The sequence below is a fragment of the uncultured Jatrophihabitans sp. genome, assembly GCF_964244045.1.
Classification (GTDB): domain Bacteria; phylum Actinomycetota; class Actinomycetes; order Mycobacteriales; family Jatrophihabitantaceae; genus Jatrophihabitans.
The window spans coordinates 34465-54479 of the sequence record NZ_CAXTHK010000016.1; the positions used below are offsets into that span (position 1 = coordinate 34465).

General features: G+C 67.9%; 22 protein-coding genes. 15 read left to right on the top strand and 7 right to left on the bottom strand.

Annotation, left to right across the window (positions count from 1 at the left end; genetic code table 11):
- Positions 1-21 precede the first annotated feature (21 nt).
- Together ACFFC4_RS13045 and ACFFC4_RS13050 are read left to right on the top strand one after the other, a co-directional pair.
- Positions 22-768: an ABC transporter ATP-binding protein gene (locus ACFFC4_RS13045; RefSeq protein ID WP_375501507.1), complete on the top strand. Its 747-nt coding sequence runs from the start codon at positions 22-24 to the stop codon at positions 766-768.
- A complete protein-coding gene (locus ACFFC4_RS13050) occupies positions 765-1484 on the top strand; it encodes an ABC transporter ATP-binding protein (RefSeq protein ID WP_375501509.1) in 720 nt (239 codons plus the stop codon). Before ACFFC4_RS13045 ends, ACFFC4_RS13050 begins: the two co-directional genes overlap by 4 nt.
- A 60-nt stretch (positions 1485-1544) precedes the next feature.
- Here the strand turns inward: ACFFC4_RS13050 and ACFFC4_RS13055 are convergent, their stop codons facing one another.
- The gene (locus ACFFC4_RS13055; protein ID WP_375501511.1) at positions 1545-2021 is read right to left on the bottom strand and encodes a nuclear transport factor 2 family protein; all 477 of its coding nucleotides are present in this window, start codon (positions 2019-2021) and stop codon (positions 1545-1547) included.
- A 282-nt stretch (positions 2022-2303) separates the two neighbouring features.
- On the opposite strand from ACFFC4_RS13055, the gene ACFFC4_RS13060 reads away from it, so the two are divergent.
- The 3 genes from ACFFC4_RS13060 to ACFFC4_RS13070 all read left to right on the top strand — a co-directional run bounded on the left by ACFFC4_RS13060 (position 2304) and on the right by ACFFC4_RS13070 (position 5206).
- Positions 2304-3407, top strand: a complete 1104-nt coding sequence (locus ACFFC4_RS13060; RefSeq protein WP_375501628.1) for an alcohol dehydrogenase catalytic domain-containing protein — start codon at positions 2304-2306, stop codon at positions 3405-3407.
- Positions 3408-3452: 45 nt separating this feature from the next.
- Complete coding sequence (locus tag ACFFC4_RS13065; protein ID WP_375501513.1) at positions 3453-4898, top strand: aldehyde dehydrogenase family protein; 1446 nt, start codon at positions 3453-3455, stop codon at positions 4896-4898.
- 68 nt (positions 4899-4966) lie between these two features.
- On the top strand, positions 4967-5206 hold the full coding sequence (locus ACFFC4_RS13070; RefSeq protein WP_375501515.1) for a hypothetical protein: 240 nt from the start codon (positions 4967-4969) through the stop codon (positions 5204-5206).
- 482 nt (positions 5207-5688) lie between these two features.
- On the opposite strand, the gene ACFFC4_RS13075 is transcribed toward ACFFC4_RS13070, so the two are convergent.
- Positions 5689-5895, bottom strand: a complete 207-nt coding sequence (locus ACFFC4_RS13075) for a ferredoxin (RefSeq protein ID WP_375501517.1) — start codon at positions 5893-5895, stop codon at positions 5689-5691.
- Positions 5896-6017: 122 nt separating this feature from the next.
- On the opposite strand from ACFFC4_RS13075, the gene ACFFC4_RS13080 reads away from it, so the two are divergent.
- A complete protein-coding gene (locus ACFFC4_RS13080; protein ID WP_375501519.1) occupies positions 6018-6701 on the top strand; it encodes a hypothetical protein in 684 nt (227 codons plus the stop codon).
- On the opposite strand, the gene ACFFC4_RS13085 is transcribed toward ACFFC4_RS13080, so the two are convergent.
- Genes ACFFC4_RS13085 through ACFFC4_RS13105 form a run of 5 tightly spaced genes read right to left on the bottom strand, consistent with a single transcriptional unit; the run spans position 6698 to position 12282 of the window.
- The gene (locus ACFFC4_RS13085) at positions 6698-7387 is read right to left on the bottom strand and encodes a TetR family transcriptional regulator (RefSeq protein WP_375501521.1); all 690 of its coding nucleotides are present in this window, start codon (positions 7385-7387) and stop codon (positions 6698-6700) included. The two genes, ACFFC4_RS13080 and ACFFC4_RS13085, sit on opposite strands and share 4 nt — an antisense overlap.
- A 13-nt stretch (positions 7388-7400) precedes the next feature.
- The gene (locus tag ACFFC4_RS13090) at positions 7401-8297 is read right to left on the bottom strand and encodes an alpha/beta fold hydrolase (RefSeq protein ID WP_375501523.1); all 897 of its coding nucleotides are present in this window, start codon (positions 8295-8297) and stop codon (positions 7401-7403) included.
- Positions 8298-8304: 7 nt separating this feature from the next.
- Positions 8305-8697 (bottom strand): Zn-ribbon domain-containing OB-fold protein, encoded by a 393-nt coding sequence (locus tag ACFFC4_RS13095; RefSeq protein WP_375501525.1) that lies wholly within the window; start codon positions 8695-8697, stop codon positions 8305-8307.
- A 32-nt stretch (positions 8698-8729) separates the two neighbouring features.
- On the bottom strand, positions 8730-9899 hold the full coding sequence (locus ACFFC4_RS13100; protein WP_375501527.1) for a thiolase family protein: 1170 nt from the start codon (positions 9897-9899) through the stop codon (positions 8730-8732).
- Between the two features lie 49 nt (positions 9900-9948).
- On the bottom strand, positions 9949-12282 hold the full coding sequence (locus ACFFC4_RS13105; RefSeq protein ID WP_375501529.1) for a CaiB/BaiF CoA transferase family protein: 2334 nt from the start codon (positions 12280-12282) through the stop codon (positions 9949-9951).
- 195 nt (positions 12283-12477) lie between these two features.
- On the opposite strand from ACFFC4_RS13105, the gene ACFFC4_RS13110 reads away from it, so the two are divergent.
- The 9 genes from ACFFC4_RS13110 to ACFFC4_RS13150 all read left to right on the top strand — a co-directional run bounded on the left by ACFFC4_RS13110 (position 12478) and on the right by ACFFC4_RS13150 (position 19999).
- Positions 12478-13704, top strand: a complete 1227-nt coding sequence (locus tag ACFFC4_RS13110; protein WP_375501531.1) for an amidohydrolase family protein — start codon at positions 12478-12480, stop codon at positions 13702-13704.
- Between the two features lie 35 nt (positions 13705-13739).
- Positions 13740-14048 (top strand): hypothetical protein, encoded by a 309-nt coding sequence (locus tag ACFFC4_RS13115; protein WP_375501533.1) that lies wholly within the window; start codon positions 13740-13742, stop codon positions 14046-14048.
- A 108-nt stretch (positions 14049-14156) separates the two neighbouring features.
- A complete protein-coding gene (locus tag ACFFC4_RS13120; RefSeq protein ID WP_375501535.1) occupies positions 14157-15071 on the top strand; it encodes an SDR family NAD(P)-dependent oxidoreductase in 915 nt (304 codons plus the stop codon).
- A 13-nt stretch (positions 15072-15084) separates the two neighbouring features.
- Positions 15085-16236, top strand: coding sequence for a thiolase domain-containing protein (locus ACFFC4_RS13125; RefSeq protein ID WP_375501537.1), 1152 nt, complete (start codon positions 15085-15087; stop codon positions 16234-16236).
- On the top strand, positions 16236-16697 hold the full coding sequence (locus ACFFC4_RS13130) for a Zn-ribbon domain-containing OB-fold protein (protein WP_375501539.1): 462 nt from the start codon (positions 16236-16238) through the stop codon (positions 16695-16697). Before ACFFC4_RS13125 ends, ACFFC4_RS13130 begins: the two co-directional genes overlap by 1 nt.
- Positions 16694-17146: a MaoC family dehydratase N-terminal domain-containing protein gene (locus tag ACFFC4_RS13135; RefSeq protein WP_375501541.1), complete on the top strand. Its 453-nt coding sequence runs from the start codon at positions 16694-16696 to the stop codon at positions 17144-17146. The genes ACFFC4_RS13130 and ACFFC4_RS13135 overlap by 4 nt, the downstream gene beginning before the upstream one ends.
- A gap of 65 nt (positions 17147-17211) precedes the next feature.
- Positions 17212-17658: a MaoC/PaaZ C-terminal domain-containing protein gene (locus ACFFC4_RS13140; RefSeq protein WP_375501630.1), complete on the top strand. Its 447-nt coding sequence runs from the start codon at positions 17212-17214 to the stop codon at positions 17656-17658.
- Positions 17655-18881, top strand: a complete 1227-nt coding sequence (locus ACFFC4_RS13145) for an acyl-CoA dehydrogenase family protein (RefSeq protein ID WP_375501543.1) — start codon at positions 17655-17657, stop codon at positions 18879-18881. Before ACFFC4_RS13140 ends, ACFFC4_RS13145 begins: the two co-directional genes overlap by 4 nt.
- A complete protein-coding gene (locus tag ACFFC4_RS13150) occupies positions 18878-19999 on the top strand; it encodes an acyl-CoA dehydrogenase family protein (protein WP_375501545.1) in 1122 nt (373 codons plus the stop codon). The genes ACFFC4_RS13145 and ACFFC4_RS13150 overlap by 4 nt, the downstream gene beginning before the upstream one ends.
- The last annotated feature ends 16 nt before the right edge of the window (positions 20000-20015 follow it).

Below are 20015 nucleotides of genomic sequence, written 5' to 3' on the forward strand. Positions count from 1 at the left end.
CTCGCGGCGACCGACGTCACCGTGCGCTTCGGCGGCATCGTGGCATTGTCGGACGTGTCCATCGAGGTGGAAGCCGGGGCCATGGTCGGGCTGGTCGGCCCCAACGGCGCCGGGAAGAGCACGCTGTTCGCGGTGCTGTCCGGTCTGCTGCGGCCGAAGGCCGGACGGACGAGCCTGGGCGGCGACGACGTCACACGGCTCAGCGCGCAGCGCCGCGCACAGCGCGGCCTGGCCCGGACGTTCCAGCAACCTGAGCTGTTCTTGGGGCTAACCGTTCGCGAGCATCTTGTGCTGGCCTATCGCTCCCGGCATGCGCGTTCGCGCCTGTGGTCGGACATGTTCACGGTGGGCTCGCTGCGGCGGCCGGACAAGGCAGAGGCCGAGCGCGTCGAGGGCCTGATCGAACTGCTTTCGCTGGGTCCCGTCGCCGACACCGTGGTCGACGTTCTCTCGCTGGGAACGAGCCGGCTGGTCGAGGTCGGCCGTGCGCTGGCGACGTCGCCGTCGGTCATGCTGTTGGACGAGCCGTTGTCGGGCCTCGACGCCCACGAGGCGGCCTCCCTGGCACATGCGCTGCGCCGCACCGTCGAGCAAGAGCACATCTCGGCGCTTCTGGTCGAACACGACGTGCCCACCGTGCTCGAACACTGCAGCAAGGTCTACGTGCTCGACTTCGGACGCATGATCGCGAGTGGCGACCCCGGAAGTATTCGCAGTAATCCCGACGTGCGCGCCGCCTATCTCGGCGATGAGGATGTGGCGATGTGAACAATTCCGATCTTATTGTGAGCAACCTTTCGGTCAATTACGGCGCGCATCAAGCGTTGTTCGACGTGTCGATGACGGTACCAACCGGGCACACTGTCGCGGTTCTGGGCGCCAACGGGGCCGGCAAGAGCACATTGGGCCGGGCGTTGTCCCGGCTTGTCCCGATCAGCTCCGGTCGGGTGACTTTTGGCGAAGTCAAAATCACCGAGATGCCGGCGCACAAGATCAGGCAAACCGGGCTCGCCTACATTCCCGAGGGCCGCGGGATATTTCCGGGCATCTCGGTTCACGACAATGTCAAGATGGCAATTCGTCGGATGCCCCGCGCGGAGCGGGCCGACGCTCTGGAGAACGTGCTCGAGGTATTTCCGGCGCTCAAGCCCCGCCTCGGGCAGCGGGCCGGAAGCATGTCCGGGGGCGAGCAGCAGATGCTCGCAATGGGGATGGCGCTCGCGGCGTCCCCGCGGCTCATCATCGCCGACGAGATGTCGCTGGGCCTTGCACCTCTGATGGTGAACACGATGTTCGCTAGCCTGCAGCGGGCGCGCGAACGAGGCATCTCGATCATCCTCATCGAGCAGTTCATCCACCGTGCGCTGGCCTTCGCCGACGAATGCGTGATCCTTTCGCGCGGATCCGTGAGTTGGGCCGGCCGGACCGCCGACGCGGGGGAGCAGGTGCTCCGGCGCTACCTGGGGAGCGATGAGGTGGCCTGAAGGCAAGGCGCCCGGTCCACCGGCTCCCACCCGGCGGCCAGCTTCGCCCCCGGCGCGGTTCTACTGTGCGGTACCCGCGAAGATGGCGAAGTTGCCGGTCATCCATCGGACGCTCAGCTTTAGCTTCGCGATCCGCCACCCGCCCGCCGTGCGTTCGTACTGGTTTGTGTAATAGCCGTAGACGGTCTGATCACTATCGCCGGTGCTGTTTGGCTTGTGGTGCCGCGCCTGGACGTAAGCGACGCAGGTCGCGTGGTCGTCATCGATGAACGTGATCAAGACGTTCGACATCGCGTGATGCGTCGCCGTGAACGACTCCATCGTGGGGGCGAGGCTGCGCACCCACTCGTCGGCGTTCACCCGCGAGGCGGGCAGGCCGACCACCTCGCTGAAGTCGGTCTCGACCTCCTCGGTGAAGCAGCTGCGAAACAGCTGCCAGTCGTGGGAGTCCGTACCGAGCGCGTACCGGTACTGCACGTCGGTGATCTCAGCACGATCAACTAGCTGACGCAGAGCTGTCTCATCAACGGTGGGCATCGGCCGACCCTAAATGCCGCGCGAGTCCAAGTCCAGCTCGAATTGTTTAACCTCTTTCGGATTAACTGATGCTTGACACTTACTGTGCGGCCAGTTACCATTTTATGCACAATGGTGGAAAATCCCGATGTGCGCTTTCGTATCCGCACGTGCGCATTTGACGCCGGGTAGGCTGCCCCGACGAATTGTGTCCCCTACGTGCCGATGCGGGGCACTGCGTCGGCTGGTCCGGGGTGCCTGCGGCTGGAGCAGAGGTGCGACGGAGGCCCAGTGGATCAGCACATGACAACGATGGCGACGGCTGCGGTATTGCGGGCGGCGGCCAGGGGTTTCGAGATCGAGCAGGTGCGTCTCGGCGCGCTCCGTCCGGACGAGGTGTTAGTCCGGATCGTGGGCGTCGGGGTATGTCATACCGACCTGGCGGCGCGTGACGCCGGGTTCCTCGACCGGGTCGGCCCGGTCATTCTCGGTCACGAGGGGGCCGGCGTAGTGGAAGTGGTCGGCCCGGGCGTCAGCGGTATCGAGGTCGGCGACCACGTCGTTTTGAGTTTCGAGTCCTGCGGGCGCTGCCGCCCTTGCCGGGCCGGTCAGCCGGCGTACTGCGCGGACTTCATGCTGCGCAACGCGTCGGGGCGTCGCGCCGACTTCTCTGCGGGCGCGGAGGATGCACAGGGCGGCTCGGTCGCTGCCCGGTGGTTCGGACAGTCGAGCTTCGCCACCCACGCCATCGCCACGGAACGCAATGCTGTGGTCGTTGATCGCTCGCTCCCGCTTGAGCTGCTCGGTCCCCTCGGCTGCGGGTTGCAGACCGGCGCCGGGTCGGTCCTCAACGTGATGCGGTTGGGGCCCGGCCAGAGCATCGCAGTTTTCGGGGCGGGCGGCGTCGGCCTGGCGGCGGTGATGGCCGCCAGGGCGGCCGGCGCCGGAGAGATCGTCGCCGTGGACCTGCACGACTCGCGACTGCAGATCTCCGAGCAGCTCGGCGCGACGAGGACGGTGCGTGGCGATACCGCCGATCTCGCGGCCGCGGTGACCGGCGGCGGCCAGGGCTTGGACTTCGTATTGGACACCACTGGGGACAGCGCGGTGATGGCCGCCGCGGTGGCCGCACTCGGCCCCGGCGGTCAGGCCGTGTTCGTCGGCGCCGGCCTTGGGATCCTGGAAGTCGCCCCGATGTCGCTTGCCGGCAAGACCGTGACCTACGCCCTCGAGGGCAGCGCGGTCCCTCACCTGTTCATCCCTTCGCTGATCGAGCTGTGGCAGGCGGGCCGGTTCCCATTCGAAACATTCGTCCGCACCTATCCGCTTGAGAAGATCGCGGCCGCCGAGGCCGACTCGCTCGCTGGCATCACCATCAAGCCGGTGCTGCTGCCGTCCCTGCACTGAGCCCGGGCCTTCGCACCGGAACCCATCTGACAGGAGCACTCCTCCATGACCACCCTCAATGACCACCAGCCGTTGGTTACCAGCGCCACGTCAGGCGGCGTGGATCTCGCCACGTCGCGGACCTTCGACGTCGTGAACCCGGCGACCGGCGGTGTCTTCGCCCAAGCACCGGCCGTGACTGCTGAGCAGCTCGACGAGGTGTTCGATGTCGCGCTGACCGCGCAGGCCGAGTGGAAGCTCGACGACCAGCGGCGGTGTGAGGTCCTGCGGGCCGCGGTCGCGGCGATCGAGGGCCGCGTCCCCGAACTCGCCCGCCTCCTCACGCTCGAGCAGGGCAAGCCCCTGAGTCAGTCGAGCGGCGAGTTCGCTTATGCGGCCGCGTGGTTGCGGTACTTCGCCGACCTGGAGATTCCCCGGGAGATCGTGCGCGACGACGAACAGGCCTTTCAGGAGGTGATACGGCGCCCGATGGGTGTCGTCAGTGCGATCACACCGTGGAACTTTCCGATCCTGTTAGCCATGTGGAAGATCGCGCCCGCGCTCCGTGCGGGCAACACCGTCGTGGTCAAGCCCTCCCCTTACACCCCCCTCTCGATGCTCGCGCTGGGCAACATCCTGCGCGAGGTCCTGCCGGCCGGCGTGCTGAATGTTGTGGCTGGTCTCGACCCGCTGGGCGCGGCCATGGTCTCGCACCCGGTGCCCCGGAAGGTGAGCTTCACCGGGTCGACCGCGGTCGGGCGTCAGGTGGCGGTGGCCGCCGCCGCGGACCTCAAGCGGGTCACGCTCGAGTTGGGCGGCAACGACCCTGCGGTGATTCTGGAGGACGTCGACGTGGAGACGGTGGCCCAGTCGCTGTTCGCCAGCGGATTCGCCAACAACGGACAGATGTGTGTGGCCGTCAAACGGGTCTACGCGCACGAGAGCATCCAGCCGCGACTTGTCGAGGCGCTCACCGAACTGGCTCGGGCGGCCAAAGTGGGTGACGGGACACTGGACGGCACAGAATTCGGTCCGCTCGCGAGCGCGCCCCAGCACGAGCGGGTCATGAGCCTCGTGACCGACGCTGTCAGCCGCGGGGCACGGGTCACGGCAGGTGGCTCGCCGCTCGACCGCGACGGCTACTTCTTCCCGCCCACGATCCTGGATCAGATTAGCGACGGGGTGCGGGTGGTCGACGAGGAGCAGTTCGGACCGGTGCTGCCGGTTCTGACCTTCCGCGACGAGGCGGACGCCATCGCCCGCGCGAACCGCAGCGAATACGGGCTCACTGCCTCGGTGTGGTCCAGTGACCCGGAGCGCGCGGCCGACCTCGCACTCGCCATCGACGCGGGCCAGGTCTCGATCAACGCGCACGCGGGTGCCGTGCTGCCGAATCTTCCGTTCGGCGGCCATAAGCACAGCGGTATCGGCGTCGAGAATGGGCCGTGGGGTCTGCATGAGTACACCGATCTGCAGGTCATCGCCGGCCCGTCCCGCCGTGGGCGGTCGTGACCAGCGCCGCGGCGGCCACTGCATGCCAACGATCTGCGGGGTATACCGAGGCGCCGACGTTCCTCGCCATGGATCCCCCCGAGCACACCCGCTACCGGCGGTTCATGAGTGTTGGGTTCACGCCGAAGGCCGTCGCCCGGCGAGCGGTTGCCGTCGATCTTCGCCGCCGCCAGCGCCGTGGCCACGTCGTCCCCCGGGTGCTCACGACGGTAGCCGATGAGATCGGTCCCGATGCAGCGCAGGATCGCCATCTGCTTTCCTACGTAGGCCAGCATGTCGGCCACTGTCAGCATGGGCAGCCGCGATGAAACCCGCTCCACGAAGTCGAATTCCCGGCGCCCCGCGCCGCGCTGACGATGGCCTCGGCGCGCTCCTCGATCAAGCAAACCACCTCCTGAACGCTCGTCAGCCTCGACCGCAACCCTGACCAGCGCGACTGGCTGATGGAGGACTTCGACGAGCGCATCGGCACCGCGTCGAGGAGCTCATCCGGCACGCCGCAACCGTGATGGACATTGCGCGCGCGGCGACCGAGGACATCGTGGGTGAGAAGATCGCCGCCGGTGACAGGGTCACGCTGTTCTACTGCTCGGGCAACCGCGACGAGAGCGCGTCCTCACCGACCCGCATCGCTTCGACCTGTCCCGTCGTCCGAACCAGCACGCCGGCTTCGGCGGCGGCGGCGTGCATTACTGCCTCGGCAACGGCGTCGCCAAGTCCAGCCGCGTGCGCTGTTCCGCGAGGTCCTGACACGCTTGCCTAACCTCCGGGTCGTCGGTGAACCGGTGGGTCACTCCGTGTCGGTCACCAGTGATAGAGAGTGGGCCGGGCAGGAGCGAACCGCTTCTTCGACATCCGCCGCGACGGGCTGCGCAACCACGGACTCGTGGACGACGAGACCGCCGTCGTCCTCGACCTCGAAGCGGTCGGGAGCGATTGACTCGCAGATGCCGATGCCGGTGCAGCGATGTCGATCGACGACTATGCGCACGGTCATGTCCGGGTGACTCCTCCGCTACACCATAAGTTCCCGGTCGGGAACTGCGATACAGTGAAACTAGGTCGGATGGTGACCCGCGTCAAGCGCCGCGGCTCAACCCGGTGAGAGCAGGTGATGTGATGGGTTCCCGCGCTCCGCACGCCACCCGTCGGCGCCAGGGGACCCGGGCCGGTCTCGATCTCGATCAGGTCCTCGACGCCGCCTGTTCGATTGACGCCGAGAGGCTCACGATGCAGGCCGTCGCGTCCGTGCTCGGCGTTGACCGGAAGGCTGTCAATCACTACGTATCCGATCGCGAGACATTGCGCCGGCTGGTGGCTGTCGAGGCCTTTTCGCGCAGCTTCTCCGCTGTCACGATCCCGGCCGAATGCGACTGGCGGGAGGCGAGTCGGATCTACGGCCACGGCATCGCTGCGGCGGTGACCGCGCTCGGCCCGCTGGCCGGTCAGGTGCGCGTCGGTGCGTCGGCCGATGCGCTGTTGCTCGCCGTCACCGAGACCGTGCTCGCCAAATTCGTCGAGGGCGCGCTGGATCTGGAAATGAGTGTGCGGGCCGTCTCGCTGCTCGCCGAGATCTCTGATGCGCACGGGCGCGGCGTCGCGCTCATGGCTGCAAAGGGCGCCGGGCGGCGGCACCGGTGGTTGCAGGAGGTGCTCGACGAGCGACCCGAGGCTCGCCCCCACTACCTGGGCGAACTTGCCGAGTCGCAGCTCAACACCTACGACGCGCGTCAGCTCGACCTCTCGATCGAGATCTTCATCCTGGGTGTCGAGGCGCTCGCCGGCGGCGCCGCGGTCCGTTAGCCCGGGCCAGCCGCGGCAGTAGCAGTGCGTCGGCCACCGCTGCGATGGCTCGCGGCGGCCGCACGCTGGCTCTGTTCCTCGTCGATGAGCAACGCGACCGCGCGCGCGATGAGCCGGCTACGTCGCCGGTACTGCGCGGCATCGATCTCCGTGCTGCTCGCGAACCCGGGGGACAGGATGTAACCGATGCCCACCCCCTGAATGGCGAAGAACACGAGGTCGCGCAGTTCCTGCATACGGGCGCTGTTGCCCTGCAGGATCTGTCGGCCGAGGTGGTCCTTTTCCGCGACGCCGAGCTCGCCCAGGCTGGTGAGCCGCTTACGTCCTTCAGCGGAGGTGTTGGGGTCGCGGGCCAGGTCGATCATCACCTGCGCGACTGCCAGATGGCCGGTGCTGCCGTGGTAGTCGGCCAGGAAGGCGAAGCACTGCTCGACCCGGCCCACCGTGGTCTCGGCGGTCAGGACGACATCGCTGAGCATTTCGGCATAGCGCCGGGCGCCATTCTCGACGACGGCCAGCATGAGCGACTCGCGGCTGCCGAAGTGGTACTGGATCACGCCCCAGCTGACGCCAGCACGTTGGGCGATGGCGTTGGACGTGGCCCGGTAGAGCCCGACCTCGTGAATGCACGACACCGCTGCCGCGATGACCCGGTCGCGGGTCTCGTGAGCACCTTCGCGCGGCATGGGAGGAGTCTACTTAGAGCTCGTCAGGCGGTGACCCGACGCGCGCGCCGGCCATCGGCGCGCCCACGTGTGGCTGCAGGAATTGCAGGATCGCGCTCAGGAACCGGTCGTTCTGGTCACCGGCCACCATATGCCCGGCGCCCGCGACCTCGGCAACTTCGAGCTGCGGCGCCAGCGCGCGGAGTTCGGCGATACCCTCAGGCCCAACGACGTCGCTCTCGCCGCCGTACACCAGGTACGTCGGTATGGCGACACTGGCGGTCGCAGCAGCGACCCGTGCCGCCATCGCGTTGAGCTCGTCCTCGTCGACGTTGCCGGAGCCGAGCATGGCTGGGTCCCAGTGCCAACGCCAACGGCCGTCGGGCCGACGGCGGAGGTTCTTGCGCAGCGACCGCAGGTTGGCCGGACGACGTCGATGCGGAAGGTAACGCGCGATGGCTGCGGCGGCGTCCTCGAGAGACTCGAAGCCGTCCGCGCCCTGGGCCATGAAGTCCACTACCCGACGAGCGCCGACCGTCGTGATGGTCGGGGTGACGTCGACCAGGACGACGGCGGCGGCGGTCGGATCCGCGTGTTCGCCCACCGCCAGGAGCGCGGCCATGCCGCCGAGCGAGGCGCCCACGAGCACAGGCTGCCCGAGGACGGACGCGACGCGGTACACATCCTCGCTGTAAGCCGGCAGGTCGTAGCGGCCGTCGGGTGACCACCCACTGTCGCCGTGCCCACGCAGGTCCAGGGCCACGGCATACCATCCCTGCTCGGCGCATGCACTCAGGGCGGCATCCCAGGTGTGCCGGGTCTGGCCGCCGCCGTGGAGGAAGAGCACGGTCGGGCGTCCGGGCTCGCCACATGCGCTGCCGGCGAGGGGTATCCCGCCGGCCCCGGAGAAGGCGAGGGTCTGCACCGTCATCACGCCTTCACTGCTGGTGCGCGACGATGCGGAAGCATGGGATGGCGAAATCCGGCCTTATGTCGACGAAGTGCACCGCCACACGCTGGCCGATCTCCACCTCGTCCAGTCGGCTGTCGACGATGTTCGTGATGATCTCGTAGCCCTCGTTGAGCCGGACGACGGCGGCGGCGTACGGGACCTCGAAGGCCGGTGTCTGGGCACGGTGGATGACGGAGAAAGTGACGAGTTCGCCGATGCCCGACGATTCCTGCCAGTGCAGTTCGTCGCCGAGGCAGTGGCGGCAGTACGGCTGCGGCGGGAAGACCGCCGCGGCACACGAGTCACACCGCTGGAACAGCAGCTTGCGCCGGTAGCAGCCATCCCAGAACGGCGCCGAGGCCGTGGTCGGGACCGGCACCGGTCGCAGTGTCGACACGTCGGTGTCCCACTTCATGACGCCGGCCCCAGGAGCGTGACCTCGCCGAGGTTGGCGACCAGGGCAATCTCGGCACCGGGTACCTGGTTCGCCGCGCTGGTCCCGCGGATCTGCCGCACACCTTGCACGACCTTCTGCAGCAGTTGAGAGATTCCGGTGTGCGAGTGGGCCATGACCCCTCCGTCCGTGCAGATGGGGTAGCGACCGTCGGACTCGATGGCCCCGTCGGCGACGAACTGGGCACCCTCGCCCTCACCGCAGTACCCGAGCGACTCGAAGTACCGGATGATCTCCCACGAGAAGTTGTCGTAGAACTCGAAGACGTCGACGTCCTCACGCTGCAGTCCGGCCATCGCAAAGGCCTTGTCGCCGGATGTGCGGCCCCAGTCCCGGACCCGGTCATAGGTCTGCGGTTGCTGATAGATGCCGCCCCATGTCTCGAACGCATGGCCGAGGATCTCGACCGGCTTCTGCACAAGGTCGCGGGCCCGCTCGAGGGTCGTCAGCACCAGCGCCGAGCCGCCCTCGCCGACCGTGGCGCACTCGAGCAATCGGTAAGGGCTGGCGACCATGCGCGAGGCCAAGATGTCCTCGACGGTGTACGGGCCGCGCCCGTAATACACCGCCTCGGGGTTCCGGTGCCCGTTGTTGCGGATGACGGACGCGATGTAGGCCAGCTCCTCCGGCTTGGTGCCGAACCGCCAGATGTACTCCTGCGCGGACAGCGCCCACTCCGCCGGGGTCATGAGCCCGAAGCACTGGACGTACTCGTTGGCCGGTCGCGTCCAGGGGGCGACCGCGGTCGTATCCGTCAGAAGCCCGGCCTGCCCGCTGGCCACGACCACGGTGGTCGCCCCACCCGCCTCGATCACCTGGGCCGCCTCGTTGACCGCCGCGGGCCCGATGCGCCCCGAACCGGCCCAGAACATCGTGTTGCCGACGGAGTAGCCGAACAGCCCCGAGGCGCGGGAGTGCGCGTCGAACCCCGGCACGACGCTGTACCCATCGACGTCAGCGAACGTGAGGCCGGCGTCGGCTAGCGCGCCGCGCACCGCCTTGAACGTGATCGAGTCCGAGGTCTCCTCGGGCAGATGTCGAGCCTGCCTCGTGTTGTGCACGCCGACGATCGCCGCCCGCTGTCTGGCCGCCATGTGCAATATTCCCTTCTCGACGTGCGTGCGCATCTTCCAGTGGATGCCACGGCACGGGTGGCAACGGTGCGCCGTGAGGCCGTCACAGCCCCGGCGGACGGGTTCCGATCACGGCGGCCCGCTCGAGCTCCGCTATCTCGGCCGCGGAGCAGCCCAGCTCGGCCAGGATCACGTGGTTGTGCTGGCCGAGCGTGGGCGGAGCAGTGCGCAGCCAGCGTGGAATGCGGGTGAACCGGAACGGCAGAGTGCAGACCGTGACCTCGCCCAGGACGGGGTGCTCGGCACTCTGGTAAAAGCCTAGGGCCGCGAGCTGCGGGTGGCGCGGGGTCAGTCGAGGATCCGTGACGCGCCCCGCGGGGATGTCGCGGCTGACGAGGTCGGCCACCACCTCGTCCACATCACGTTCGGCGACCCATTGACCGATCTCCTTATCCAGCCGGTCGTGTGCGTCCCGCCGTCCGGACCGGCTGCCCAGCAAAGGGTCCTCGCTCCAGGGCGGGCTGCCCATCGCTTCCTTGAGCGCGGCCCAGTGGGCGTCGGTCTCCACGCTCAGCGCCAGCCAGTTCTCCGTCCCCGCGCAGGCATACAGACCCTGCGGTGCGGCGTCCGGACCGCGATTGCCGTCGCGCTCGACCACGGCGCCATAGGCGGTGAATTCGATGAGCGGCTCGGGCGTCACGTTCATCGTCGCCTCGAGCATGGCCGACTCGACGCAGCTGCCCCGACCGGTCTGGTCGCGCTGCACCAGGCCCAGCAGGATCGCGAACAGCGCGTGGTACCCGGACAGCGGATCGCACGGCCCGCGGGGGATGCGCGGCTGGTCGGAAGAGTGCCCGGTCATCCACGCCGAGCTGTTCAGCTGCTCCATCGTCTGGGCGAACCCGACGCGGTCGCGCCAGGGGCCGGTCAGTCCGAAGGCCGGCATCCGCGCGTAGACAACCCTGGGGTTGATGCCGCGGACATGGTCATGGTCGAAGCCGAAGCGCTCCATCACCCGCGGGGAGGCGTTCTCGATCATGACGTCGCTCTGCCGGATGAGTTCGGTGAGCAACTCGCGCCCCCTTTCCCGACTGAGGTCGAGGGTGAGATCCCGCTTGTTCCAGTTGGTCGTGTGCCACATCGCCGCTGACTCCCACCACAGCGAGTGGCTGCTGCGCCGCAGGCGCATGGCGTCCGGTCGTTGAATCGACTCCACCTTGATGACGTCGGCCCCGAGCGCCGCCAGCACCTGGCTCGCCGAAGGCCCGGCCCACCATGCAGTCGCGTCTAGGACGCGCAGACCCGCGAACGGCAATGACGTGGCAGATCCGTCCTCGGTCGTCGCCGATACCGGCCTGTGTGGTTCGATCCGCCCTGAGTGCTCGCCCAGCCGCGGTGCCGGGCCCCGGACAGCGGGCCGGTGTCCGTCGAGCAGGTAGGGCGGGGCCGGATGGACGAAGTCGCCGTCCGGTGACGTCATGAACATCTCGCGCGCGGCGAGTTGCTCGTTGCCCAGGATCGTCTGACCGTTGCACACCGGAGCCACCGGGATACGCAACAGGGAAGCCAGCTCGACAACCTCGTCGGTAGTGTGCGTCGACATCCAAGGCCGCACGTACGAGTTCCACTCCTCGTGGTGCGCGTCGCGGTAGTCGAAGGTCGCCCACGCGTCGTCCAAGGAGAGGTCCGGGCGCTCGATCATCACGAGGAAATCGTCGAACTGCTGGCGGGTGTTGGTGTTCAGCCCGACCCAGCTGTCCGACGTCCTCTCGATCGAAGGGATCTCGGAGCTGCGGCCAGGAGTAGTGATCGCAGGCGCGCCGTCCAACAGATACTTCGTCGACGCCCCCATGTTGGTCGAGAACGCGGTGACCTCGATCAGCGAGCAGTCGATGTGCTCGCCCTGGCCGGTCCGTAGCGCGGTGACGACGGCGGCCAGCGCCGCCGCACCGCCGTACAGCCCGGCGGTCCACTCCATCATCCGGCCGCCGATCTGGTACGGGACCTGGTCCGCGCGCCCCCGACTGCCGATCGAACCGCCCTCCGCCTGCACGACGAACTCGTTCGCCGGCCGGCCGGCCCACGGGCCGGTGCGGCCGTAGGGGGTCAGGGACAGGATCACCAAGCCGGGGAAGCGTTCGCGCCACGCCGTCGCATCGAACTGGTCCGGCGGGAAGGACTCCACGACGAGAGTCGAGCCCTCGATCAGTCCCCGCACCTCCTCGTCTTCCGGCGTGCCGACGATGGAACGCTTGCCGGCGTTCAGGAAGCGGAACAGTGCGGAGTCGCGGTCTGCGAGATCAGCGCCGCTGGCCGAGCGTTGACGCAGCGGGTCGCCGCTTTCGGGCTCGACCTTGACAACGTCGGCGCCCGCGTCGGCGAACAGTTTCGTGGCGTATGGACCAGAGATACCGGTGGAGAAATCAATGACGCGCACGTCGCGCAGGATGTCCACTTCAGTGCCCTCACCAGTTCGAAGAGGCGGGCCCGAGAAACACGGTCGCGGGCTGGTGGCGCGGCCTTGACAGTGCCACCGACGACCACCATAGTACGAACTATAGATGCGGAATAGTAGTAGCTATTTTTGCTGCGCGAGCGTGGCAGAGAAATGGCGCGGAAAAGGAGTCGGACAATGACGTTAGCCCCCGAAGCGGTCCAGGCAGAGACGGCGGAAACATTTGTCGTGGATGCCGACACCCACCTCACCGAGCCGTGGGACCTCTGGACCTCGCGTGCGCCGGCGAAGTATGCCGAGCGTGTTCCGCAGGTCAAGACGGTGGACGGCCAAGCCAGGTGGATCTTGGACGGGTCCATCGAACTCGGCCCCGCCCGCGCCGGCGGCGTGGTGCGTCGCGACGGGACCAAAGTGAACACCGTGGACGAGCTGTGGTCGATGACGCCGGAGCTGGGGCACGCAGGCGCGACGCTCGTCGGGCCGCGCTTGGAGATGATGGACAAAGCCGGCATCTGGGCCCACCTGCTGTACCCGAACGCTGTCGGCTTCGGCGGTCAGGCGATCATGGCGTGCAAGGACGCGGAGCTGCGCAAGCTCGTCATCACCATCTTCAACGATGCGATGGCCGAGATCCAGGAGGAGTCCGGGCAGCGGCTGTTCCCCAGCGGACTGCTGCCCTGGTGGGACATCCCCGCGTCGATGAAAGAACTCGAGCGGATCAAGAGCCTCGGCCTGCATGCGCTGAACACGAGCACGGACCCCCAGGACCACGGTTACCCCGACCTCGGGGAACCCGTCATGGACGACCTGTGGGCCGCGGCCGCCGAAGCGAAACTGCCCCTGAACTTCCACATCGGGGCGAGCTTCAGTGCGATGTCCTTCTACGGGACGAGCAACTGGCCATCCACCAGCCCTGACGACCTGAAGATGGCCCTCGGCTCCTGCATGATGTTCCTGCTGAACTCCCGCGTGATGGGGAATTTCATCTACTCGGGGATCCTCGAGCGTCATCCGGACCTCAAGATCGTGTCGATCGAGAGTGGCATTGGTTGGATCCCGTTCATGCTGGAGGCGCTGGACTACCAGATGGGCGAGATCGACCCGAAGCGCATCTCGAAGCTGTCGATGTTGCCGTCGGAGTACTTCGAGCGGCAGATCTACGCTTGCTTCTGGTTCGAGGCGAACAATGTCGTCAACGACATCGAGCGGCTCGGGGTCGACCACGCCCTGTTCGAGACCGACTTCCCGCACCCGACATGCCTGTATCCGGAAGCAATCCCGCGTGCGCTGAAGGCCCTCGATGGCGCCGACTCGACCCTCAAGCGCAAGGTGCTGGGTGAGAATGCGGCCAAGCTGTACAACCTGCCGACGCCCCCGCCGGGATCGACATCTATTCAGGCCTGACCGGCCGCTACGTCCACGTGAGGTAGTGAGACATCGTGATGACCTTGAAGCCGGGTACGCGGCTGTACTGCGCCACCTCCACAAGTGAATTCATCGTCGTGCGGTCGGGCAGCGAGGCGTCGGAGGTGACTATCGGGGGGCGTTCGCCGGCGCAGGACGCTCACCCGGCCGACGTGCTCGATGCCGTGTCCGGCCACGATGGCGGTGCGGAACTAGGCAAGCGCTACACGGACGCGGCGGGATCGATCGAACTGCTGTGTACCAAGCCGGGTACCGGCGTCCCGGCCGTCGACGGGACGCTGATGATCCTGAAGCAAGCCAAAGCCCTCCCGGCCAGCGACTGACCAGGAGATGTTCAAGTCGGGAGCAGGTGCGGGGCCGTTTCGTTCGGCCGACTCGGCGAACGTAAGGCGCTGCGAGTTCACGCGTCACTGTGGAGAGAGGATTTGTTCGTGATCAACTTGCAGGGCCGGACGGCAATCGTGACCGGAGGGGGGCGCGGTATCGGCGCTTCGGTCGCCCGTCTGCTGGGACGGTGTGGCGCGAACGTCATGATCGCCGACCTGGGCGCGGAGCTGAACGGCACGGGGCAGGACGCCGGTCCGGCGGCCTCGGTCGCCCAGCGGATCCGAGACGAGCGAGGAGCGGCGGCGCACAACGTCTGCGACGTCGGGAACCTGACGAGCGTGCAGGGGCTGTTCGCGGAGACGCTCGAGGCCTTCGGCACGGTCGACGTCGTGGTCAACGTGGCCGGCAACCTGCGCGATCGCACGCTGTGGAACATGACCGAGGATGAATGGGACTCCGTCATCCGGGTGCACCTGAAGGGCACGTTCAACACGGTCTCGACCGCGGCGCGGCACTGGAAGGCGATCGGCAATCCGGACGGGAACTACCGACTGATCAATTTCATCTCCGCGGCCGGCATCTATGGCTCCTTCGGGCAGCCGAACTATGCCGCCGCCAAGATGGGCATCGTCGGCCTGACCTATTCGGCCGCGCAGTCACTGGCGCGCTACGGCGTGACGGCGAACATGGTTGCTCCGGTCGCGACGACTCGGATGGTCACCAGCATCCCGGGCTCCCGAAACATCCTTTCGGACAACGAGGCGATGAATCCGGACAGTGTGGCACCGATCGTGGCCTACCTGGCTTCTGAGCGCTCCGCGTGGAGTACCGGCCGTATCTATGACGCCGGGCGTCGCGTCTTCAAGGTCTACGGGCACCTCGACACGATCGCCCACATCGCGTCCGAGGAGGCCTGGGATCTCGACGAGTTCGTGACGGCGGTCGAGACGACTTTGCTTCCCGCCGTCGCGAATGACCCCAGCCCCCGTGAGCGCCTGCGCGCCGAACTCGCAAACTGATTCAGGAGCGAGCGTGAGCGAATGCGCGTTCATCGCAGGAGCCTACGAGCATCCGGCCCGGAGCCTGCCGGACACGACGATCGCGCAGTTGCAGGCTGACCTGGCTATCGGGGCGCTCAACGACGCCGGGCTCTCACCGGGCGACGTCGACGGCTTCCTGTCGACACCCGACGCGCCCGGCCTCGGAATGCTGTCGATGGCCGACTATCTGGGGATGCGGCGGCTGCGGTTCACCGACACCACCGAGACCGGCGGCTCGGCCTACATCGCGCACGTCGGGCACGCCGCCATGGCCATCCAGGCCGGGCTCTGCTCGGTCGTTCTGGTCGTCATGGGGGGCAAGACGAAGGGCGGGGGCATCCCGGCCGGGTACTTCCTCGCTCCAGAGATCCCCTTCGAAACCCCTTTCGGAACGACGATCACCGGTGAATACGCGCTGGCCATGCGCCGGCACATGCACGAGTTCGGTACCAAGCCGGAGGAACTCGCCGCCGTCAAGAGCACCTCCACCATCCATGCGCACCACAATCCGAACGCGTGGGTCAAGGAGCCCATCTCGGTGGACGAGGTCCTGGACTCGCCTATGGTGGCCGATCCGTTGCACCGGCTCGAGTGCTGCAGGAACACTGACGGCGGCGGCGCGCTCGTGATCGTGAGCGAGGCAGTGGCTCGCACGCTGTCCACGCCGCGCATCGCGGTGCTCGGCCACGGTACGGCGATCAAGGCCTCGTACGGCGGCAGGATCGACCTAACCTCGACGGCGGCGGTGCAGTCAGGCCGGGATGCCTACGCCATGGCCGGGATCGGCCCGGGCGCGGTGGACTACCTGGGCGCGTACGACTCGTTCACCATCACGCTGCTTATGCAGCTCGAGGACCTGGCATTCTGCACGAAGGGGCACGGTGGGCCATTCGTGGCGTCCGGTGCCCTGCTTGCGCCGAACGGTGAGATACCCACCAACACCGACGGCGGGGGATTGTCGAACAACCACCCGGGCGGGCGCGGCGGGATGCCGAAGCTCGTCGAGGCCGTCCGGCAGCTGCGTGGGCAGGCTGCCCCGCAGGTGCAGGTGCCGCAGTGCCAGGTGGCCCTCGTCAACGGAATGGGCGGATCGATCGGCTCCCGAATGGGGAGCGCGACCGTGATTCTCGGAAGGGCCGACTGATGAGCACCGAGCCGGCGTCAGGCCTGGTGGCACCAGCACCCGGCCTAACGAGCGAAGCGAGCGCCTTCTGGGAGGCCACGGCCAAAGGCCGGTTTCTGATCGGGCACTGCCCGCGGTGTGCAACCTGGTTCTGGCCCCCCAATCGGGCGTACTGCCCGGAAGGCGGACACCCGGCCGAGCTGAGGGAGGCGTCAGGTCTCGGGACCGTCTACTCCTGGACGCTGACGCGTCGCGGCGTCGGGGCCTACGCGGAGGCCGGTTCCTACGTGCTGGCCTACGTGGAACTCGCGGAGGGTCCGACGATGCTGACCAACCTGGTCGGCGTCGACCCCGAGGCGATCGAGATCGACCTGCCCGTCCGGGTGGTGCTGGAGCCGACAGGCGGCGTGGGTTCCCCCGCCCTGCCCCGCTTCCGGCCGGATCGGACGTCGCCCAACCCGAGAGAGGGCTCGTCCGCATGACGCCGCACCCGCTGACGCACACCGCTATTCCCGACTCCGTCGTGACCCTCGAGCGGGGCCTGATCCGGCTGTTCGCGAAGGCCATCGGTGAGTCGGATCCCCTCTACCTCGACGTCGACGCCGCTCGTGCCGCGGGGCACCGGGACGTGCTCGCCCCGCCCACCTTCCTGTTCGCGTTGGGTGGCGACCGGCCCGAGATCCGTGCGGCGCTGATGGAGTCGGGCGCCGACATGGCGCGCGTGCTGCACGGTGAGCAGGAGATGGTCTATCACCAGAATGCGTACGCCGGCGACGTGCTGCGGTACCGCACCTGCATCGCTGACGTGTACGAGAAACGAGGGGGCGCGCTGGTGTTCGTGGTGAACGAAACGGCGATCACCCACGAGTCCGACGATGCGCCGGTGGTGACGATGCGCACGACGCTGATCCTGCCGCGGAGCGCGACATGACCGGGTTCGGGAACACGGGGGGCGTCGCCCAGCCGAACAACGGTGAGCAGCAAAGGGGCGTACCTGTGAGCGCGATGGTGGCTCTCCTGGCCGTTGGCGACGAGCTGCCGCGCCCGGAAGTCGGTCCGATCACGCGTACGACCCTCGCCCTGTTCGCAGGCGGCTCGGGTGATCACAACCCGATCCACATCGACACCGACTTCGCGCTCCGCGCGGGGATGCCCGACGTCATCGCGCACGGGATGCTGACGGCCGCGTACTTCGGGCGGCTGCTCACCGGTTCGGTCCTGCAGGACCGAATTCGCAAGCTCTCGGTGCGCTTCGTCGCGCCCACGCCGGTCGGCGCCCGTCCAGCGTGCTCGGCGACGGTGACCGCGCTGGAGGAACAGGAGGACGGGTCGCGGCTCGCGACGCTGACCCTGGTCGCCACCCTCGAGGACGGAACCGTGACGTTGACGGGGTCGGCGCAGATACTGCTCAGCGCAGATGAGGCAGGAGAGAGCCAATCGTGACCGCCGAAACACTCTGGATGCCGAGCAGTACCGCCGGGTCCGTGGAGGACACCCCGGCTCAGGCCGACTTCCGGCGCAGGGTGCGCGAGTTCCTTGACGCCAACGCCGAACGCATTGCGCACCGCGGCTGGTCACGCCACACCGATCCTGACGCGTTCGTCAAGGCCCGCGAGTTCCAGGGCCGGCTCTTCGCCGCCGGACTGGCCGGGATCACCTACCCGAAGCAGTTCGGTGGCGCGGGTCTCGGCGTCGTCGAGAACCTCATTTGGCTCGAGGAATCGGCCGGGTTCCACATCCCCTCGAACCGGCTGATGCTCGGGCTCGGCATGTGCGGGCCGACGATCCTCGCGATCGGCAGCGACGAGCTCAAGGACCGGTACCTCCCGCGGCTGTTGCGCGGCGACGACATGTGGTGCCAGTTGTTGTCCGAACCGGGAGCCGGTTCCGACCTCGGGGCGGTGTCCGTGCGCGCGGTCGCCGAGGGCGGCAATTTCGTCGTCACCGGGCAGAAGGTCTGGAACTCTGCAGCTCAGTTCGCCGACATGGGCGTGCTGATCGCGCGCACCGGGACTGTGGAGAGCCGGCACCGCGGCCTGACCATGCTGGCTGTCGACATGCGGACGCCCGGCATCGAGGTCCGCCCGATCAGGCAGATCAACGGCGGTGCCGAGTTCAACGAGGTGTTCTTCGACGGGGCGCGAGTGCCTGCGGCCAACGTGATCGGCGAAGTCGACGGGGGCTGGGCCGCGGTCATCACCATGCTCATGAACGAACGCGTGGCCCTGTCCGGCGCCGAGGGCGTCCAGACGCTCGACCTCGACCCGCTCGTCGAACTGGCCCGGCGCACCGGATTGGACGCCGACCCGGTGTTCCGGGACAAGTTCGCCAAGCTCTACACAAACGTTGTGACCATCCAGCTGCTCGGGGACCGCGTCCGGTCTGCGCTCAGGGCGGGGCAGACTCCCGGCGGTGAAGGATCGATCGGCAAGCTCAAGCTGTCGCAGTCGCTGCGCGAACGCGCCGAGTTGATGCTCGAGGCCGCCGGTCCGGTTGGCGTCGCGTGGCCCGCCGAGGCGCCCGACGAACAGCGGTGGAGCCGCGAGCTGCTCGTCTTCCCCGGAATCGCCCTCGGTGGCGGCACCGATCAGATCCAGCGCAACGTGATCTCCGAGCGGCTGCTCGGGCTGCCCCGCGAACCGCAGAACACCCGGAGCACGGCATGAGCCTGGAACGCCTGTCCGCACCGGAACGGGCGGAGCTGCGCAGTCTCGCCCGGACGTTCTTGGCCCGGCACTCGGCCGAGCCGGCGGTGCGCCGCATCGTCGTCACCGAGGAGAGCTTCGATCGCTCGGTGTGGGCGCGCCTTGCGAGCGAGGTCGAATTCCTCCGCCTCGGCCTGCCGGAGGATCTCGGCGGCGCGGGCCAGGGCTGGGACGTCCTCGGCCTGCTGCTGGAAGAGTCCGGCCGAGCGCTGCTCACCGCACCCCTGCTCTCCTGCCTGGTCGCAGATGCAGCGCTGGGGGCGTGCGCGGAGCACGGTGCCGACGCCGGCGCGACGGACGCCGTGCGCAAGGCGATCGGCGCCGGCGAGACCATCGTCGCAGTCGCGGTCGGCCGACGCGACGGCGCGGGCCGCCTGCGGGCGCAGGCCAGCACAGGGCGCGACGATGACGGCGTGGTGCTGAACGGCGCCGTCACGCCGGTGCTCGACGCCGGGGCCAGCAACCTGATTCTGGTCGGCGCGGACGGTCGCGACGGTTACGGCCTGTACCTCGTGCCCACAGCCGACAGCCACGTCACGGTGGACCGGCTTGAGTCGCTCGACCTCACCAGACGCGCCTATTCCGTCGTCTTCGACCAAGCCCGAGCCGAGCCCGTCCTCGTGGGTGACGCTGCCGCCGCCGTCGCCGAGCATGTGCTGGACCTGACCAGCCTCGCGGTGGCGAGCGAAGAACTCGGGATCATGCAATACGTCCTCGAGCGGACCGTCGAGTACGTGACCGTCCGCAAGGCATTCGGTCGAACCGTCGGCTCGTTTCAGTCGATCAAGCACGCGCTGGCCGACGTGCTGTCCGACGTAGAGTCCGTCCGGGCCACGGTGGAGTTCGCGCAGCGCCACACCAACGAGGAGCATTTCCCGTTGATGGCGGCGCTGGTGCATGCGCAGGCGACCGAGGGGGGTTCGCGGGTCGCCACCAACACACTGTTGCTGTACGGCGCAATCGGCTACACGTGGGAGCATCACGCGCACCTCTACCTGCGGCGCAGCAAGACCAACGAGATGCTCTTCGGTCCTCCGGGAGAGCACCGCGCCCGCCTGGCCGGCTTGGCCGGTCTTTGACCGACGAACCCGACCC

Coding starts and splice junctions, on each gene's coding strand:
- ACFFC4_RS13055 (WP_375501511.1), bottom strand. CDS start 2,021: ATGCCCACCGTTGATGAGACAGCTCTGCGTCAGCTAGTTGATCGTGCT.
- ACFFC4_RS13060 (WP_375501628.1), top strand. CDS start 2,304: ATGACAACGATGGCGACGGCTGCGGTATTGCGGGCGGCGGCCAGGGGT.
- ACFFC4_RS13065 (WP_375501513.1), top strand. CDS start 3,453: ATGACCACCCTCAATGACCACCAGCCGTTGGTTACCAGCGCCACGTCA.
- ACFFC4_RS13070 (WP_375501515.1), top strand. CDS start 4,967: ATGGATCCCCCCGAGCACACCCGCTACCGGCGGTTCATGAGTGTTGGG.
- ACFFC4_RS13075 (WP_375501517.1), bottom strand. CDS start 5,895: ATGACCGTGCGCATAGTCGTCGATCGACATCGCTGCACCGGCATCGGC.
- ACFFC4_RS13080 (WP_375501519.1), top strand. CDS start 6,018: ATGGGTTCCCGCGCTCCGCACGCCACCCGTCGGCGCCAGGGGACCCGG.
- ACFFC4_RS13085 (WP_375501521.1), bottom strand. CDS start 7,387: ATGCCGCGCGAAGGTGCTCACGAGACCCGCGACCGGGTCATCGCGGCA.
- ACFFC4_RS13090 (WP_375501523.1), bottom strand. CDS start 8,297: ATGACGGTGCAGACCCTCGCCTTCTCCGGGGCCGGCGGGATACCCCTC.
- ACFFC4_RS13100 (WP_375501527.1), bottom strand. CDS start 9,899: ATGCGCACGCACGTCGAGAAGGGAATATTGCACATGGCGGCCAGACAG.
- ACFFC4_RS13110 (WP_375501531.1), top strand. CDS start 12,478: ATGACGTTAGCCCCCGAAGCGGTCCAGGCAGAGACGGCGGAAACATTT.
- ACFFC4_RS13130 (WP_375501539.1), top strand. CDS start 16,236: ATGAGCACCGAGCCGGCGTCAGGCCTGGTGGCACCAGCACCCGGCCTA.
- ACFFC4_RS13135 (WP_375501541.1), top strand. CDS start 16,694: ATGACGCCGCACCCGCTGACGCACACCGCTATTCCCGACTCCGTCGTG.
- ACFFC4_RS13150 (WP_375501545.1), top strand. CDS start 18,878: ATGAGCCTGGAACGCCTGTCCGCACCGGAACGGGCGGAGCTGCGCAGT.